We start from the raw sequence: 16034 nt of genomic DNA, 5'->3' as shown, positions 1-16034 counted from the left end.
CCACCCTCCGGCCGTCCGCGCGGGGCGGGTAGCCGTAACGGACCAATGCATCCATAGAACGGATCTATGGCCCCGGTCCGGGTGAGGGCGGGGCCTGTCCGAAGCCCGTCGGGGCGACCGCCAGGCCCGTGAGCTCATGGGCGGACCGGCCGCGGTAAGCGGCACACCGTCCTCCGTTCGCACCGCGGCTCTCGGGACTTCGGCCGTGCCGGACGCCGGGCGGTGAAAGTCTCTAGAGTGCATGATCGTCAGGTGGTGCGTGCAGGGCGCTACGTAGGGGCGAGGGGCTGTTGTGAGGGTCGAACTTCCGCCGGGTCCGGTGTACTTCGTCAACCGCGACGAGGAGCGAGAACGCGCTGTGCGCGCCGTGACGGAATGGCAGGGTCGCTCCCGTCCGCTGGTCCTGTCGTTGAGCGGGCCGGGTGGCCTGGGGAAGACGGAGCTGGCCGGCCTGCTTGCCCGGACTCTGCTCGAACGCGACACGTTTCCCGATGGTGTGCTGTCCGTCGACCTCGACGTCTTCCGGGCAGGCGATGTGCTGGACCCCGGTGATGTGCTCTCCCAGCTCCTGATCTCCCTCGATGTGGCGCCGGAGCGGGTGCAGGCTCAGTACGCGGCTCGGTGCAGGCAGTACTGGAACAGGACCTCCGAGGACTCCGGGACGAAGCTGATCCTGCTGCTGGACAACGCGCGTTATGCCTCGGAGATCGTCCCCCTGCTTCCGGCGTCGGGTCACAGCGTGGTGATCGTCACGAGTCGCGGTCCGCTGCACGACCTCGAAGCCGGAGCCGCGGTGGACCTGGCGCTGCCGCCACTGGAGGAGCAGGCGGCGGCAGAGCTGCTTGAGCTGATCGCCCGCGATCACCGGCTGGCCGCGGACCCGGAGGCGGCGCGGGCGGTGGTCCGGCTGTGCGACGGTCTGCCCGCGGCGCTGCACGTGGCGGGCCGGTGGGTGCGCGCACACCGGCTGCGTCCGCTGTCCCGCATTCTCGCGGGTCTCCAGGCCGAGCTGGACGAGAAGGGCGTGGACGGCGTGGAGCACGTCTGGGACATGGCGTACGAGGATCTGTCCCGCCCGGCGGCCCTGCTCTACCGGCTGCTTCCGCATCACCCCGGTGCGACGTTCACGCTCCACTCGGCCACGGCGCTGTCGGGACTCGGACCGGATGCCTGCGAGGACGCCCTGGAGGAGCTGCACCGGGCCGGATTACTCGATCTGCGGCTGCTGTCGCTGACGGAGGCCGGCCAGCTGAGGCTGCCCGGACCGCAGCGCGCGCACGCCTTGCGCCGGTCCCGCCGCGAGGCGGCCGAGGGGGAGGTGGCCGATGCACAGGTGCGGCTGCTGCGCTGGTTCGTACGGCAGGCACAGCTGGCCGACCGCTTCGCCGCCGGCGGCCGCCTGACCGTCGTGGGCCTCTTCGACCCTGTTCCCGGCGCGCCGGACGTTCCGCTGGAGGACCCGGAAGCGGCCGCGGACGACGCAGCGCGGGCCGAGCGCGCCGAGCGGGCGGCGCGCTGGCTGTACGAGGAACGCCACGTGCTGTTCGGCTGCTCCCGCCTGGCCCACGGCCGTGCGCTGGACACCGAGGTCGTGGCCCTGTCCGAGCCCGCGTGGACGCATGCCCTGGATCATCCGCACCAGTCCGAGGCGACCGAGCTGTTCCGCCGCACCGTCGACTCGGCGGTCCGGGACGGGAACGCGAGGTGGCTGGTGCGCACGCGCTGCCAGCTGGCCCGATCGCTGTGGGAGGCAGGGGAGTTGACCGAGGCAGAGGCCCAGCTCAACGGCGCGATGTCCGCCCTTGCTCTGCTGGAGCACCCCGAACGGGACGGCAAGCTCGCCGCCTCGGCCCTTGAGCACCGCGGCATGCTCAAGGGCGTACGCGGCAAGTGGAGTGAAGCGCTGGCGGACTTCACCGCCTCCCGCGACATGCACCGGGCGATTCCCAATCCGTACGGCGTCCTGCTCCAGACGTACCGGATGGGCGAGGCGAACGCGATGGCGGGAGACCTTGAGGCGGCCCGTGATCTGCTGCGCGAGGCACACGCCGGGTTCGTGGCCCAGAACCGCGAGCGGCTGATCGGTCGTTCGGCGTTCGCCCTCGCGGGCGTCCTCCACCGGCTCGGGCGTACGGCCGAGGCACGTGAGCTGTACGAGCAGTCGCTGGCGCGGGCCGGCCGGCGCCGCTCGGGCTTCGACCGGGCACGCGTCCACGACGCCCTCGCCGACCTGCACGCGGCCGAGGGGAACCCGGCGGCTGCCGAGACGCACCGTACGGCGGCCCAGGACCTCCGGCGACGCGACGGCCTGGTCTAGATCACCCGTTGCTCCTCGGCGTCCGTGGCCGGACGGAGGGTGACGTGGAAGGCCCGCTCGCCGACGAGGCAGGCCATGCGGGTCGGGCCGGCCCCGAGGGGGTGAGGGGAGAGCAGCCGGGCGTGCACGGCCGACAGCGTGACGGCCGGGTCGATCCGTACGATCCGGCCGTCCTCGGACCGCGGTTCGGCCTCGACGGCGTACGTCCGCTCATGACCACGGACTCTGAGCAGGCATCGATCGTACGGAAGCAGCACTGCGGCCGAACGGCAGCCCGGGTAGGCGGACAGGGCGTGCCGCGTCCACCCGCCGGCGGTCCAGGCCGCGTCCAGGGGAGCGGCGGATTCCGGGAGTGGACGGCGGTACAACAGGCCCGCGGAACGAGCGAACCGTTCGTCGGCGGCGCCGTGTTCCACCGCCAGGTGATGACCGGGCGGCCCGGCGCCTGCGGGATGCCGACTGATCCGGACCCCCGCTGCCGTGTTCTCCACCCGCACGTCGAATGCCGCGGGGACACGCGGCGCGGGCCCGGGCGAGGGCAGGAGCCGGGGCGCGACGCGGTGCGCCGGAGGCGTGAGACCGAGCAGGGCATAGGCCTCGGTGCGCAGGAGGCCGGCGGCCTCACCGCGGCGCGCGAACGCCATCCGAGCGGCCGCCTGCCCGGAGCCCGGCCGATACGCCCGCAGCGCGTCGACGATGTCCTCGGCGCGCCCCAACTGCGGTACACCGCACAGGAGTACGTCCATGGGGCTGCCGGGGATCAGCTCGCCCCCGGCCCGATGGACGCTCACGACGGGGCGGTCCTGGGCGGCGCAGTAGTACAGCGCCGCGGATCCGTGATCGGTGACCAGGGCATCGGCGGCGATCAGCACGGAGGCCCATTCCTCGTGCGGATCCGGCAGGAGCATTCCCGCATCGAGGGCCGGCGCCAGGCGCTCGGCCAAGTCGTACGCACCGAGCAGGCTGCGTTCGTTGGGGTGGACCAGGAGTGCCAACTGATACTGATCGTAAGGGAGTTGGGCGGCGAGCCGAGCGGGGAGCCCGGGGTGCTGCCGGATGAGGGACTCGGGACCCCATGTGGAGACCAGGGCCAGCAGCTCGCGGCCCCCGGTGCCCAATGCGGCCCGATAGCGGTCGCGCAGGGACGCCGAGGCGAGGAAGCGCTCCAGGGTGGGATCGCCGACCACCTTCGCGCGCCGGGCGGCCCGCGGGTCCGTGGCGGCCAGCCGGGAGACCTGCTCGGGATGGGCCAGGGCGTGCAGTGCTATCGGGGCGTGACCGTGGCTCCGTCGCAGATACGCCGGGTCGAGGCCGGACGCCGAGTCGGCCGAACCCTCGCCGGGAATCGACTTGTTGAACCCCGCGCCGTGCGGCAGGAGGATCTGCGGCCCGCGCAGCAGGCTCAGGTCGCCTTTCGGGCTCGCGGCGACGACCAGGTCGTACTCGCGACCGCCGGCCTCGCTCCATGGGACCGTCCGGCCCCCGAGGGCGTCGATCGCGGAGAGGGCGTCGGCTCCGAACTCGGAACCAGGGACCAGGGTGAACAGGCGAGTGATCCTGTGGTCACCGGAAAATATGGGAAGAACGTCGAGCAGGCGGTACAGGGCCACGGCCGACCGGGCAGCGAAGAGAACGGTTCGCCGGTCGTCCGTCGTCCGTCGTCCGTCGTCCGTCGTCCGTCGTCCGTCGTCCGTCGTCCGTCGTCCGTCGTCCGTCGTCCGTCGTCCGTCGTCCGTCGTCCGTCGTCCCGAAGTGTTCAGTCTACCGACAACTGGAGGGTGGAGATGGCTGTTTCCGCAGGTCAGGGCGGTTTCGTTCGCGTCGTCGGGCGACATGATCCGATCTTATCGCGCGCGGTTGGCGAGGCGCCGGGAGTGATTCGCGCCGCACATTCGGCAAGGGAATGCGGGACGCCTTGGCCGATGGCGAGGATGGCGGCATGAGTGACTGGGGGATCGCGTTGATCGCGGCGGGGTCGGCGATCGTGGGCAGCGTCGTCACCGGCTGGTTCGGCCGCAGCGCCGGCATCCGGCAGGCCACCGCGGCGGGGCACGCCGCGGACCGCCAGGCGGAGGCACTGCTCGAATCGGTTCGCATGACGCTCCACGCCGAGGCCGGCCACCGCGAGTTCGCCCAGCGCCGTCAGACGTACGCGGAGTTCCTCGGAGCCGCGGAGACCGGGATCCTCACCGAGCGGAACGGGCGGGGCCAGGCCGACGGCGACGTCGCGTTGCAACGCGCGTTGGGCTTGATGCTCCTGGAGGGCCCGCCGGAAGCCGCCGCGGCGGCGCAGCATCTCGTCGACTGTCTGCGACGCCATGAGCGGCCGGACGAACTGAACCGGGCGAAGCTGTCCTTCGTCTCGGTGGCACAGGAGTGCTGCCGCCCCCGGTGACGTCCCGGACCCGGCGTGGTCGGACCGGCGAAGACCCGGGGTGTGATGGGGGCGACGAGGCGCAGGGGGCGGAGGTGGCGGTCGGCGCGGCGGGCGCGGCGAGGCGCAGCCCCGACCATGCCCGCACATCGCACGAGGTGGGAGCGGGCCGGGTGCCATGACGTATGAACGCCACATCACGCGACAACTGAGCGATACCGCACAGCAAAAAGGCCCGGGTCGATGACCTGGGCCTTGGCTCTGGAGCGAGTGACGGGAATCGAACCCGCGCTCTAAGCTTGGGAATCAACGGGTTCTGAGGGGCTGGTGTGCTGCCTGACCTGCGAAAACAGGGGCTCAGATGGCTCCTGGCGCGGATCGGATCGCACCGTTGTTGACCGGGGATTTCCGGTCTGGAGGGCACGGTTGGGGCACACGGCGGCCGAGGCGGCTTGTTGAGGTGCGAGAGCTGCTCGGATCCGATCCGTCGGTTGCGCGCGCTCATGTGACGAGAGAGCCAGGTTGCGGGAGCAAGGGCACTTGGGAATGGGCCGTTTTCCCCCGCGGCATGGTCCTGGCCTGCCACGCTGGCCGTCGTGACATATGCGGTGAGCTGGAAACCCGCATTCCGGCGGGTGCTCCGGAGATGGACCTCCTGCAACGCGCAGGCGGGGTGGCGATCCTCGAATCCGGGCTCGACTCGGTGGAGGGCATCGAAGGCCCGGACGGGATGGAGGTCGACCTTCACGAGACGATCGTGGCCGTCTATCCGGGCGGAGCGCTACTCAAGATCTTCGTGGACGCTCCGGCGCTGGAGTTCGCCGAGGAGGCGGTCCGTTCGGTGGTGGGAGAGTTGCTGGAGCGCTCCGACCTGCTGGCCGAGTGGACGGTCGATCGGTGCGAGGTCCAGCTCCACCCCGACCTAGCCCAGGAGAGCCTCGCCGCCGCTGACGGCCCGGACGCTCCGCCCGATGATCCGGCCTCTCGCAAGGCCCGCCATGCCGCGCAGGCTGCAGCCGGGAGTGGCGCGGGGACGAATATGACGCGGCAGCAGCTGCTGCGGCCACACGCGACCGATTGCTGGCCATGGCGGCTGAGCTCCGCTCCTTTCCGCCTGTCATGTTCGGTGTGATCGATGACGAGGATGAAGACGAAGAAGGGGGCGAGCTGGACTTCGGTGCCTTGCCGGAGGACGCCAAGCTCGCGGCCGGCGCCTTGGTGTACGGGATGCACGTGTTGGTGGACGAACTCTTTCAGGACCTACAGACGCTGAGCTGGTCTGGACGTTGGCGGACGAGAGGGCGCCGGACGAGGGCAGGCAGGTGATCGTGGACATCGACGGCGATACCTGTCATCGCGCACTCCGAGAACCAGGACGCCACCGCGACCTGGAAGAAGACATTCGGGCACCACCCGGTGATGGGGTTCGGCGACAACCACGGCCGCAGCGGATGCGACGAGCCGGTCGTGGGCCTGCTGCGGCCCGGCAGCGCGGGCTCCAACACCGCCGCTGACCACGGCGAGGCCCACAGACCAGGCTGGCCATGGCCCAGCTGCCGAAAGGCTCCGGCGGCGACGCCAGACGCTGATCCGCACCGACTCCGGCGGCGGCACCCACGAGTTCGTCGCCTGGCTCACCCGGCGCGGGCGGTGGCTGTCGTACTCGGTCGGGATGACCATCACCGACGCCATCCACCAGGCCGTCCTGAAGGTACCGGCCCCGGCCTGGACGCCGGCTGTCGAGCCCGACGGCGACATCCGCGACGGCGCCTGGGTCGCCGAACTCGCCGGCGACTGCCTGGCCGGCTGGCCGAAGGAGCTGCGGCTGATCGTGCGCAAGGAACGCCCGCACCCCGGCGCCGAGTTGCGCTTCACCGATGCCGACGGCATGCGGCTGACCTGCTTCGCCACCAACACGGCTGGCCGGGCGATCGCCGCTCTCGAACTGCGCCACCGGCAGCGAGCCCGGGCCGAGACCGCATCCGCGCCGCCCGCGCCACCGGCCTGCGCAGCCTCCCCCTCCGCGACGCCGCGCAGAACCAGATCTGGCTGGAGAGCGTGCAGATCGCCCTCGACCTGCCGACCTGGATGCTGATGCTCGCCCTGACCGGCAAGCCCCTCCTGCGGGAACGCCGCCGCCTGCGGCTCCGGTTGTTCTCCACTGCTGCCCAGCTCGTCACCACCGGCCGCCGCCGATACCTCCGCCTTGCCAAGCACTGGCCCTGGACCGACGTGATCACCGACGCCCTAAACCGGCTCCACGCCCTCCCGAACCCCGGCTGACCAGCACTTTCCCATCCCTGCGAGCGTCACCAGCCCACCGGAGCCGTGGAACCCGGCGCCCACCCGACGCGACAGCCGGGCACTCAACCTACCCAGACGCCGAAAATCCCGACCGACACCCACCGCAAAGGGACCTGATGGACTCTCATGAATGATCGAGGCCAGAGCCAGCCAGCCGCTTGTCACGGCCTTCGTCCGGCGACGTGCCGAATTCGCTCACGATGCCTCCTGCCCGGGGTCAGATCTCATGCTCGGCAAACCAGGTGGCGAGGGGGCCCTCTTCGGACAATGGCGACGATGCTTTCTATGGAGTCCGGGTTCGCGGTCGCGACGTCGAGGTCCTGGCTGAGCCGGTTGATCAAGCTGTGCGCTTGGACCGTATGGCCACCAGTGACTGCGAGCGGGTAGGAGCCCTACGGCGAGTACATCGGCCAACAGGCGTTGGTGCCGGTCGGACAGGTTCACGCGACAGCCCAGGTATCTGGAGCCAGTTTGGCGAAGGCGCCCTCCCACACGTTCCGGACGGCGGCCCTGGCCGACGGCAGCGGCGTGGCACAGGGCTACTTCCTGCGCCGACAGCCGTCGACGAGGGCCGCCAAGCGTGTGCATGGGCAAGCCGTGATCACTCCGGTAGCTCCCCGCCCTCGCTGTTCCGCGCTCGACCGACGAGGAGCTTCTGCCGGAGTGGAAAGAAATCGCACTGCGGATGCCGTGGCCTTCTCCTCATGCCTTACTTATGTATCGCTTCGCGGAGGGCATCTCGATCAACACCTTTCCGGGCAGGTCCTTCTTTCCCGCGGCGATGTCCGTGACGAGCTCGGGGAAATCTTCGAGACTGATCAACCGAGAGGTGAGTTTCTGGAGAGGGAACGCTTCCGGATATTCTGCGCGCAGCCTGAACCCCTCCTCGTAGTCTTCCCTATAACACCCATAGGCGCCTGAAATGTCGAGTTGCTTTCCCAGGTGCGTCACGGACTCGCTGAGTTCCTGCCTGCGAATCGTGTCGATATCAGCCTTGCTGGGGGGGAAGGTGTCTCCCGCGCGCGTACCGCCGTATACGAAGAGAATTCCGCCATCGGCCGCTATCGCTGCCGACGTTTTGAGGATGTCCGTACTGACAATGGTGGGAGCGATGATGACGACATCGAAACCGTCGCGGAATTCCTCGACGTCCGCGAGCGCGTAGATTTCCGTTTCGGCGAGGATTCCCTGCTCGCGTGCGAAGGACCGCCGGTCTTCGTTGCGGTTGAACACGGTCATGTCCGCGCCCAGATGCCGGGCATACATGGCGAACATGAGGCCGGCGCATCCGGCGCCGATGACTGCCACCCGCTTCCCGCGGAGCGAGTCGAGATCAGCCAGTTCGAGCAGCTTCTTCAGCGCATGAACGATGCAGGAGAACGGCTCCGGCATCCAGATGTTGCTCCGGATTCCAGCCTCTGGAACACGCACGACGGCTTGCTCCAGCTGTTCTGCCGTGCCGTGCACAAAGATGTACTCAGCGAATCCAGTGGTACGCGTCGGCGTGATGTTCGGATTGAAGGTCACGGTCTCGCCCTCGCGAAACCCCGTAGCCGCCCCAGCGGAGGAAACAGTGCCGACAAGTTCATGACCGAATAGCGGACCCCGGTCCTCCGGGACATCGCGAGATCCGTAGATCTCTTTGGTGTCCGCCCGGCAGATTCCTATGTAATCGGGCCTGATCACGACAGTTTGCTCGCCCAGCGCCTCATGTGGAAAGGCGCGGGTATCAAGGCTCACTGTGCCGTCCTTGAGCGTGGTTGTCCTGTACTCGGACGGGAGGTTCAGCAACGTAACTCCTAAGCGAGTGCGGCCGACGTGTCCGCGCGAGCGGTGCGGTCGCGGGTTCGTCTGACATCGACAGCGAGGCGCTGAATTCCGCCGTCGCGGTAATCGTTCTCAAGGACCAGGGCATCACATGTGACTTCCGCTTTCTCAAGCGCGGTGAGCGCCTCCCACACCTGACCGTCCCCGTCACCGAGCAGCTCCTGGGAAACCACCCCGTCCCTGCCGTCCTTGAGGTGTACCTGAGGGGCGATCCATTCATGGGTCGCCTCGATCAGGGTCGCCACATCGACTCCGTACGCGCGAGGGTTGTAGGTGTCCAGCAGCAGCCGGAAGTTCGGTTCCGCCACCGCCTCCACCAGTGCTCGCGAGTCGGGGGCGGCCAGGGCGTTCTCGTTGGCCAGGAGCAGTCCGCGTGCTGCTGCCTCTCGTGCGGCCCAGGAGAGCACGGCGGCGGTCCGCCGCAGGTCGTGGACGTCGTTGATCTCGCTGCGACGGAAGCTGGGGACGAACGCCAGCGGTGCACCCAGGGCTTGCGCCGTTTCGAGAACCCGAAGCAGGACGCGGCGGACGTTCACCGCCTCCTGGCCACCGGGCGGCACAAGGAGACCGATGTCGTTGAGCGTGTTGCCTGCGACGGCGAGCGGCCTCACTCCCCGTCGGAAGCAGTCGTCCCGAAGGCGGTCCACCGTGCCAGGGGCATCCAGCCACGGGCCTCTGCCCGGACCGCCGAGGTCGAGTTGAAGACCCTCGACGCCCATGTCGTGCACGAGCTCGACGGCGTCGAAGTGGTCCCCGGGCAGTCGCCAGTCGACGAGTCCTACGAGGGGTACCCGCGTCACGACACCGGCTCCGCCGACAGCGTGCGGCTCTGCGAGACGGGCAGCTGCTCGCCCACCGGGAACCAGATACCGTCGCCGTCGACCACGAGCTGCGCACCGTGCAGACCTGCACCGGACGTCGCTGCCAGTTCCCGGGCCAGCGGGGCGAAACTCGCGGGCGTCATGTAGGCGCTGTAGTCGAATCCGTCGGGGCGGCGGCGCCGGATCCCAGGGGTGTCGACCATGCCGGCGGGGAGGGCTTGCGTGATGCGCACGGCCTCGGCATCCGGTGCTTCGGCGCTCTCCTCCTGCGCGATCGAGTCGAGCAGAGCCGAGGCAGCCGCCTTCGAGGCGGCGTATCCGGATCGCCCCGGTCCGGCGTTGTAGACGACCTCGGAGGAGATGCCGAGGAAGACGCCGGGATCGCCGGGACGCCGGAGGACAGGCAACGTCCGGGAGAGCGTCAGCCAGAGGCCGTGCAGATTGACCTCCACCTGGCGGCGCCACTCCGCCTCGCTGCAGTCCCTGAACAGGGTCCGTCGATCGCCGTAGTGGACCGCCGAGTAGCACACGGCGTGGAGCGGGGTGCCCGTGGCACGCGCCAGGTTCTCCGTGATCTGGGCCGTGTCGGTGAGATCCGTGGCCACCCATCGGAGAAGGCCGGCGCCGGCGCCCGCGGGAGCGGACCTGCTGAGCACGGTGACGTCGAGTCCTGCCTGGGCCCATGCGTCCGCGACCCCGCGGCCGATACCGGTGGAACCACCGACGACCAGCGCACGGCGGGCTGAGTTCTGCGCTGTCATGCGGACTCCGATGAGAGGGATGAGGAAGGAGGCGTCCGGGGGAACTGCACCGCGAGCTTGATGAGACGGCTGCCCGCGACATTCCGGCCGAGACCGGCCGACAGGCTGTTCATGATCTTGGCGGCCTCTCGCGGTTCCACGACATGGGTCACCAGGTCGCGGTAGAGATCCGGCCGTCCGGCCAGTTCGGCAGCGGCTTCGAGGAGATGGTCGTTGCCTACACCTCGGTGACCGGTCAGCCGTACGGATCGGCCCTGCGGACCGCGCACCCGTGTGAAGGCTGCCGGCACGGGGAGTCCCGCGCAGTTGGCGGCCCGGACGGCAGCCAGGTCGACTCCGGGTAGCAAGGCACTGGTAGCGCCGGGCGGAAGGCCGCCGAACATGTCTATGGTCAGGTCGCGGCAGTCGAGACGCAGTGCTGACTCCAGCGCGTTCAGGGTGCCAGTGCGCGGCGTCGCGAGAAGCACTGCTGTCGGCCCGTCCAGACGGAGTGCCTCGTGCCCCTCCCCGTCCAGCAGCAACTCGGTGCCGGCAACCGGGTGTCGGGCGCTCCACTCCAGTCCGTCACGGCTGTGATGCACGAGGACAACGCGAACGTCCTCCCCGAGCCATCGACGGGCAGCGCGTACAGCAAGCTGACCGATAGTCCCGTCGCCGTACACCACGAGCGTGCGTGGACCGACGGTGCCGAGCAGAGCGAAGGCATAGCAGACGGCGGCCAGCGGTTCGATCAGTGTGCCGAGGACGGGGTCAGGGGGCTGTGTCAGGGGGACGACGAGGCCGTCGTGCACCGCAGTTGCGGGAATGTGGGTGCGCTCTTGCATCAGCCCGTCCACATTGTGTCCGAGCAGGAAGGACGGGTCCGACCTGTGTGTCGGGTTGACGAGAACCGGGGTGCCCGGCGACAGGGAGTCCGGCGCTCCCGTTCCGGCCGCCACGACATGACAGATGCCTTCGTGGCCGATGACCGGAGCCGGGTCGTCGCGCAGCCCGCGGAGCATTTGTATGTCCGTTCCGCACAGCCCCGCGACCTGTACGGCCACGAGCAGTTCGCCCGGTGCGGGTGCATGGGTGGGCCGCACGCGCAGTCTCACCCGCCCGGCCTCCCGGACGAGCGCCTGGTGGTGCGGTATGTGTTCAGCGGCTGTCATGACGCCACGCTCGCTCCGGTACACGCCGCGATCCCCGCGCCTGCCAGGCTGTCGGCCTCCCCGGGGCTGCTGACAGTGACGCGCTGCTCCAGCCACTCGGGAGTGCGCTCGCTGGTCAGGTACAGGCCCTGTCGGGTGAGGTGTCCCATCAAGGCATGTCGGTAGTGCTGTCCCAGTCCGTGTACGACGCCACCGGTCAGGACCGTCTCGTCGATCTCCGGATCCAGGCACAGCGCAGTGCGCAGAACGGCTGCGACGGGGGCGGTCACCGCGTCGAGCAATTCGATCGCCAGGCTGTCCTGCTCGTCCAGAGCGCTCCGGAATGCCCGCTCGAAGGCGACGCCGTCAGCAATCAGTTGCGCAAGAAGCGAGTTGGCCCATCGCTCGGGTTCCCGCTGCTGCAGGACGTGTGCCATCTGCGCGATGCCGGGGCCGGAGGAACACGCTGCCAGGTGTCCCTGCTCCCCGCAGTCGCAGTTCAAGGTGACCGGACGCCCGGCCAGTTCGGCAACGGCCGGCAAGTGGCCGATCTCTCCCTGCAGTCCGCAGCCGTCCACGGAGATCTGACCATGTCGCTGGTCGATGGTCCTGCAGGCGATACCCGAACTGATGGTGGCCAGCAGCACCTTGCGGTGCCCCATCCGACCGGGGGCAGCGGCGGCGTGCAGGAGTGCTGCCGTGACGTCGTTGACGATATGCCATGTGACGTCAGGTCGACGGGCGGACAGTGCGGCCTGCAGGTCGAACGGCTCACTGTGGTCGCCCCAAAGAGGAGCAGAGGCGTAGACGATGCCGGTGCGGTGGTCGAGTGCGGCTCCGAAGGAGACGCCGACGACGGCCTCGGGCGTCTCCGTTACCGCGTCGCTCAACTCCCGGACCATCATGTCCTGGAGTTCTGCTGCCGTGGCATTGGGGAAGCGCTTGAAGCTGGGGGAAGGACGCGAGGTTCGGGCGCGCAGCTCTCCCTCACGTAGCCACCATGCCTGGCGGATATGCGTTCCGCCGACGTCGAAGACGGTGATGGCGGTGCTCATACTCCCGCACCGACCGGTTTGGCATCGGCACCCACCCGCCATGTGTCGACGAACTCCAGTGCCCGGCCCAGCTCTTCAGTGGTGAGGTCGTTGGCGAAGACGACGGAGCCGATGCCCCGTGTCAGAGGCACGCGCTGCAGCCCGTCGCGGTGCTTGACCGCATCGGCGAGTGCTTCCTCAAGCAGGTCGCGGGTGAAGATCGGGTGTGTGATGGGGAGTTGGAAACCCTGAAGCAGCTTCAGCGCGCGGTCGGTGTCGTGCCTCGACAGATGCCCGCGCAGGTGGGCGAGCGCGACGCAGATCGCCATGTCGACGGCGACAGCTTCGCCGTGGAGCAGAGGAGGATCTGCGCGCAGTTCCAGGGACGGGCTGAAGGTGTGGCCGTAGTCGACGGATCGCTCCAGCACCTGCTCCCACAAGTTGGGCTCAAGCTCGTCGAGCATGCCGGAGATCGCCCGTGACAGAACCTCGCTCAACGCCGAGCCACAAGTGGCCAGAGTCTCGGGAGTGATGGTGCCGACCGTTGCTTCCAGGAGATCGAAGAGAGCAGCGTCCTTGACCAATGCCATCTTGATGATCTCCGCGAGGCCGTTGGCCACGTGCCGCGGATCAATGGTGCGCAGGAAGTCCGGGTCGATCAGGGCGAGTTCCGGGGCGAAGTAGGCGCCGAGCCGGTTCTTGTGGTGTCCGTAGTTGATACCGGTCTTGACTCCGATCCCTGCGTCGATCTGCCCGACCAGGGTGGTGGGGACGCGGATGTAGGGGACTCCGCGGCGGTACATGCTCGCGGCGAAGCCGACGATGTCCAGCACCACGCCTCCGCCGACCGCGACGACCTTCTCGGCCCGACGCAGGATTCCCATGCGGGACATGGCCTCGGTGACACGGACGGCCTGTTCCAGGTACTTCGCGTCCTCATCGCCCTGGACGACCTGCCAGTGGGCTTCGATCTGCCAGCGCTCGAAGTACTCCGCGAACTGCTCTCGGTACAGCTGGTCGACTGCCGCGTCGATGACCAGCAGGCAGCGGAACGATTTCCCCATACCGCCGCCGCAGGCGCGGGCGAGCGTGGAGTTCTCCAGGTCCAGCAGTCCTCGGACCATGCTGACGCTGTAGTCCACAGGTTGCTTCGCGCGGACGTTCCAGTGCAGACCAGGCGGCTTGGGCAGATCGGCAGAGGGCTTGACCTCGGTGGGCTGAGGTGCGGTGGCAGTAGACATGGCAAGACCTCCAGGGAGCTTTTGAGTCACTGGGCGTGAGTGGCTTCGCTGTGGCTGGGAACAGCTGGACGTCATCGTTTGTGGAGCTACAGCGGCAGGAAGGGGACGGTCGCACGGGCCCCGAAGGGGACAGATCCGGCCATCCGGCGTCCCAACAAGATCGAACACTATTGCGCCAGATGGATACATCGCAACGTGACAGGGGTCACATTAGATGCATGTGAATGCATGAAATTGCTTCACGTGCAGCTCCTACGGAAAAAGGGGCGGCCTCGGCGTCGGGCTGGTGACCCGATGTCGAGGCCGCCCCTTCCAAGGGGACGCGAGCTGGTCAGTCGAGCGGCACGGCCGGCGCGTACCGCAGCCGCGCGACCAGGGAAGCGGTGGAGTCGTTCAGCGCCGCCGCATCGAGTGCCTCGGCGAGGGTCTTGCGCAGGGTTCGCTCGGCCTCGCCCGCGATCCGCCTACCTGCGGCGGTGACCTGCACATCCACCCCGCGCTTGTCGTCGGAGGCGCTGCGGCGCGCGACCCACTCGGCGTCCTCGAGCCGGGCGGCCATGCGACTGACGACCGGCTGACTGGCTCCGAGGGTCCTGATCAGGTCGGACATCCGGAGCGTGCCGTCACGCCGTTCCGTCAGGGAGAGTAGGAGCAGCAACTCGTTCACGGAGACGCCGTGGCTGCGGGTCAATCGCTTGCCCGCCGCCGCGTTGACCTGCTCCATCAAGAGTGTGAGCTGCCGCCACAGGGCGACCTCGTCCCGCCCCGTGCGTGGTGCCCAAGTCTCCATTGACGCGGCCCTTCAGTGAGTCTCTCGAACGTCGCCGATATCCAGTCGCCCCCGCTCCTCAGCCTAACTCCTTGCGGCGGTTGACCAGGCGGGCACCTTCAGCCATTATCTACATGCATTCGCATACATTTTAATTACTGGCTTCCTACGAAAGGCTCCGGTCGCCATGCCACTGCCTCTACTGGCCCTGATGCTCGGGGTCTTCTGCGTGGGGACCGCCGAGGTCGTCATCGCCGGGATCCTGCCCGAGATGTCGGCCGACCTGAACGTCTCCATCCCGACGGCCGGGCTGCTGGTCACCGGCTACGCGCTGGGCGTGACCATCGGTGGTCCGATCATCACCCTCCTCACCGCCAAATGGTCCCGCAAAGCCCTGCTACTGAGCCTGATGGGCGTCTTCATCGCGGGCAACGTCATCGCTGCCCTGGCCCCCAACTACGGGACCCTGATGGGCGCGCGCGTCTTCACCTCGCTCAGTCACGGCACCTTTGCCGCAGTGGCCTGGCATGTCGCCGCACTCATGTCCCCGCCGGACAAGCAGGCGACCGCCATGGCGAAGATCGCGCTGGGATTCAACTTCGCCAACGTTCTCGGCTCCCCCATCGGCACCTTCATAGGCCAGCAGTTCGGGTGGCGGGCGACCTTCGTCTACGTCACCGTCTTCGCCGTACTGTGCAGTCTGCTGATCCAGAAGTTCGTCCCGAAGGTGCTGCTCTCCGAGAGCCAAGACGCCGCCGGGGAGAGCCTCTCGCTCCGCGAGCAGCTGAAGGTGTTCCGCAAGGGAAGCCTCCAGCTCTCCATGCTGATCACCGTGCTCGCTCAAGGAGCGGTGTTCACGACGTCGACCTATCTGGCACCGCTCCTGCGAGACGTCGGCCACTTCGCGGCCCCCGCGGTGGGCGTGCTGCTCATCGTCTTCGGTGTCGGCTCGGTTCTGGGCAACTTCCTCGGGGGCAAGGCGGCCGACACCAACGTCATGCGGGGAGTCCTGGTGGCGCAGGCCGCGCTCCTCGCCGCACTGGTGATCTTCTGGGCCGCGGCTCCACACCAGATTCCCTCGGCCGTCGCGCTCTTCGTCTTCGGCGCTGCCGGCTTCTCCATCATCCCGGCGTTGCAGGCGCGGATCCTGGCAGTGGCCGCCGCCGCCCCTGCTCTCGCGCTCTCAGCCAATGTGTCCGCCTTCAACCTTGGCAACGGACTCGGGGCGTGGCTCGGCGGCGCCACCATAAACCTCGGCTTCGGCGTCCGGGAAGTCCCTCTGACCGCCGCTCTCGCGACCACAGTCGCCCTGGCCCTCTCGCTGGCCATGTGGTCCCGCAGTCGTCACGACTCCTCGGCGCTTCCTCCGCTCGAAGAAGGATCCGCACGGGCGGATCTCGCCGAGAAGGCGTCGTGAGCGACGGTCTCCCCCCTCAGTAACCACCAAAGGAACATC

13 protein-coding genes and 2 pseudogenes are annotated in these 16034 nt (G+C 68.6%); 6 read left to right on the top strand and 9 right to left on the bottom strand.

All coding sequences use genetic code 11. The features are described 5' to 3' along the window. Positions 1–292 precede the first annotated feature (292 nt). Positions 293–2317, top strand: a complete 2025-nt coding sequence (locus IE206_RS30550) for a tetratricopeptide repeat protein (RefSeq protein WP_189967768.1) — start codon at positions 293–295, stop codon at positions 2315–2317. Here IE206_RS30550 and IE206_RS30545 read toward each other — a convergent pair. Then, positions 2314–3927: a translation initiation factor 2 gene (locus IE206_RS30545; RefSeq protein ID WP_226600143.1), complete on the bottom strand. Its 1614-nt coding sequence runs from the start codon at positions 3925–3927 to the stop codon at positions 2314–2316. The two genes, IE206_RS30550 and IE206_RS30545, sit on opposite strands and share 4 nt — an antisense overlap. A gap of 329 nt (positions 3928–4256) precedes the next feature. On the opposite strand from IE206_RS30545, the gene IE206_RS30540 reads away from it, so the two are divergent. The 4 genes and pseudogenes from IE206_RS30540 to IE206_RS30525 all read left to right on the top strand — a co-directional run. After that, on the top strand, positions 4257–4712 hold the full coding sequence (locus tag IE206_RS30540; protein ID WP_189967766.1) for a hypothetical protein: 456 nt from the start codon (positions 4257–4259) through the stop codon (positions 4710–4712). Positions 4713–5337: 625 nt separating this feature from the next. Continuing rightward, positions 5338–5823, top strand: a complete 486-nt coding sequence (locus tag IE206_RS30535) for a hypothetical protein (protein ID WP_189967764.1) — start codon at positions 5338–5340, stop codon at positions 5821–5823. Further along, the gene (locus IE206_RS30530; protein ID WP_189967837.1) at positions 5820–6017 is read left to right on the top strand and encodes a hypothetical protein; all 198 of its coding nucleotides are present in this window, start codon (positions 5820–5822) and stop codon (positions 6015–6017) included. The genes IE206_RS30535 and IE206_RS30530 overlap by 4 nt, the downstream gene beginning before the upstream one ends. Then, positions 5969–6974 (top strand): annotated as a pseudogene (locus IE206_RS30525) (IS1380 family transposase); the annotation flags it as partial. The gene IE206_RS30530 and the pseudogene IE206_RS30525, both read left to right, overlap by 49 nt. Before the next feature lie 275 nt (positions 6975–7249). Here IE206_RS30525 and IE206_RS43650 read toward each other — a convergent pair. From IE206_RS43650 to IE206_RS30490, 8 genes and pseudogenes are all read right to left on the bottom strand, one after another. Then, positions 7250–7439: pseudogene (locus tag IE206_RS43650) on the bottom strand (hypothetical protein); the annotation flags it as partial. A gap of 258 nt (positions 7440–7697) precedes the next feature. After that, positions 7698–8786: an MDR/zinc-dependent alcohol dehydrogenase-like family protein gene (locus IE206_RS30520; RefSeq protein ID WP_189967762.1), complete on the bottom strand. Its 1089-nt coding sequence runs from the start codon at positions 8784–8786 to the stop codon at positions 7698–7700. Between the two features lie 8 nt (positions 8787–8794). Continuing rightward, a complete protein-coding gene (locus IE206_RS30515; protein WP_189967760.1) occupies positions 8795–9622 on the bottom strand; it encodes a sugar phosphate isomerase/epimerase family protein in 828 nt (275 codons plus the stop codon). Then, positions 9619–10404, bottom strand: a complete 786-nt coding sequence (locus IE206_RS30510; RefSeq protein WP_189967758.1) for an SDR family NAD(P)-dependent oxidoreductase — start codon at positions 10402–10404, stop codon at positions 9619–9621. Before IE206_RS30510 ends, IE206_RS30515 begins: the two co-directional genes overlap by 4 nt. Continuing rightward, entirely contained in the window at positions 10401–11555 is a 1155-nt protein-coding gene (locus IE206_RS30505) for an alcohol dehydrogenase catalytic domain-containing protein (protein WP_189967756.1), read from the bottom strand. The genes IE206_RS30510 and IE206_RS30505 overlap by 4 nt, the downstream gene beginning before the upstream one ends. Next, entirely contained in the window at positions 11552–12589 is a 1038-nt protein-coding gene (locus IE206_RS30500) for an ROK family protein (protein ID WP_189967754.1), read from the bottom strand. Before IE206_RS30500 ends, IE206_RS30505 begins: the two co-directional genes overlap by 4 nt. Beyond that, complete coding sequence (locus IE206_RS30495; protein WP_189967752.1) at positions 12586–13809, bottom strand: sedoheptulose 7-phosphate cyclase; 1224 nt, start codon at positions 13807–13809, stop codon at positions 12586–12588. The genes IE206_RS30500 and IE206_RS30495 overlap by 4 nt, the downstream gene beginning before the upstream one ends. 331 nt (positions 13810–14140) lie before the next feature. Continuing rightward, on the bottom strand, positions 14141–14599 hold the full coding sequence (locus IE206_RS30490) for a MarR family winged helix-turn-helix transcriptional regulator (protein ID WP_189967750.1): 459 nt from the start codon (positions 14597–14599) through the stop codon (positions 14141–14143). A 166-nt stretch (positions 14600–14765) separates the two neighbouring features. On the opposite strand from IE206_RS30490, the gene IE206_RS30485 reads away from it, so the two are divergent. After that, positions 14766–15995, top strand: a complete 1230-nt coding sequence (locus IE206_RS30485) for an MFS transporter (protein WP_189967748.1) — start codon at positions 14766–14768, stop codon at positions 15993–15995. Positions 15996–16034 lie beyond the last annotated feature (39 nt).

The sequence above is a fragment of the Streptomyces violascens genome, from assembly GCF_014649955.1.
GTDB lineage: Bacteria > Actinomycetota > Actinomycetes > Streptomycetales > Streptomycetaceae > Streptomyces > Streptomyces violascens.
The sequence above is the reverse complement of the archived record's forward strand: the minus strand, read 5'-3'. Positions and strand labels throughout refer to the sequence as shown.

What these genes read in the sequence shown, in the direction of transcription:
- IE206_RS30540 (WP_189967766.1), top strand. Translation starts at nt 4,257, where the DNA reads ATGAGTGACTGGGGGATCGCGTTGATCGCGGCGGGGTCGGCGATCGTG.
- IE206_RS30535 (WP_189967764.1), top strand. Translation starts at nt 5,338, where the DNA reads ATGGACCTCCTGCAACGCGCAGGCGGGGTGGCGATCCTCGAATCCGGG.
- IE206_RS30510 (WP_189967758.1), bottom strand. Translation starts at nt 10,404, where the DNA reads ATGACAGCGCAGAACTCAGCCCGCCGTGCGCTGGTCGTCGGTGGTTCC.
- IE206_RS30505 (WP_189967756.1), bottom strand. Translation starts at nt 11,555, where the DNA reads ATGACAGCCGCTGAACACATACCGCACCACCAGGCGCTCGTCCGGGAG.
- IE206_RS30500 (WP_189967754.1), bottom strand. Translation starts at nt 12,589, where the DNA reads ATGAGCACCGCCATCACCGTCTTCGACGTCGGCGGAACGCATATCCGC.
- IE206_RS30495 (WP_189967752.1), bottom strand. Translation starts at nt 13,809, where the DNA reads ATGTCTACTGCCACCGCACCTCAGCCCACCGAGGTCAAGCCCTCTGCC.
- IE206_RS30490 (WP_189967750.1), bottom strand. Translation starts at nt 14,599, where the DNA reads ATGGAGACTTGGGCACCACGCACGGGGCGGGACGAGGTCGCCCTGTGG.
- IE206_RS30485 (WP_189967748.1), top strand. Translation starts at nt 14,766, where the DNA reads ATGCCACTGCCTCTACTGGCCCTGATGCTCGGGGTCTTCTGCGTGGGG.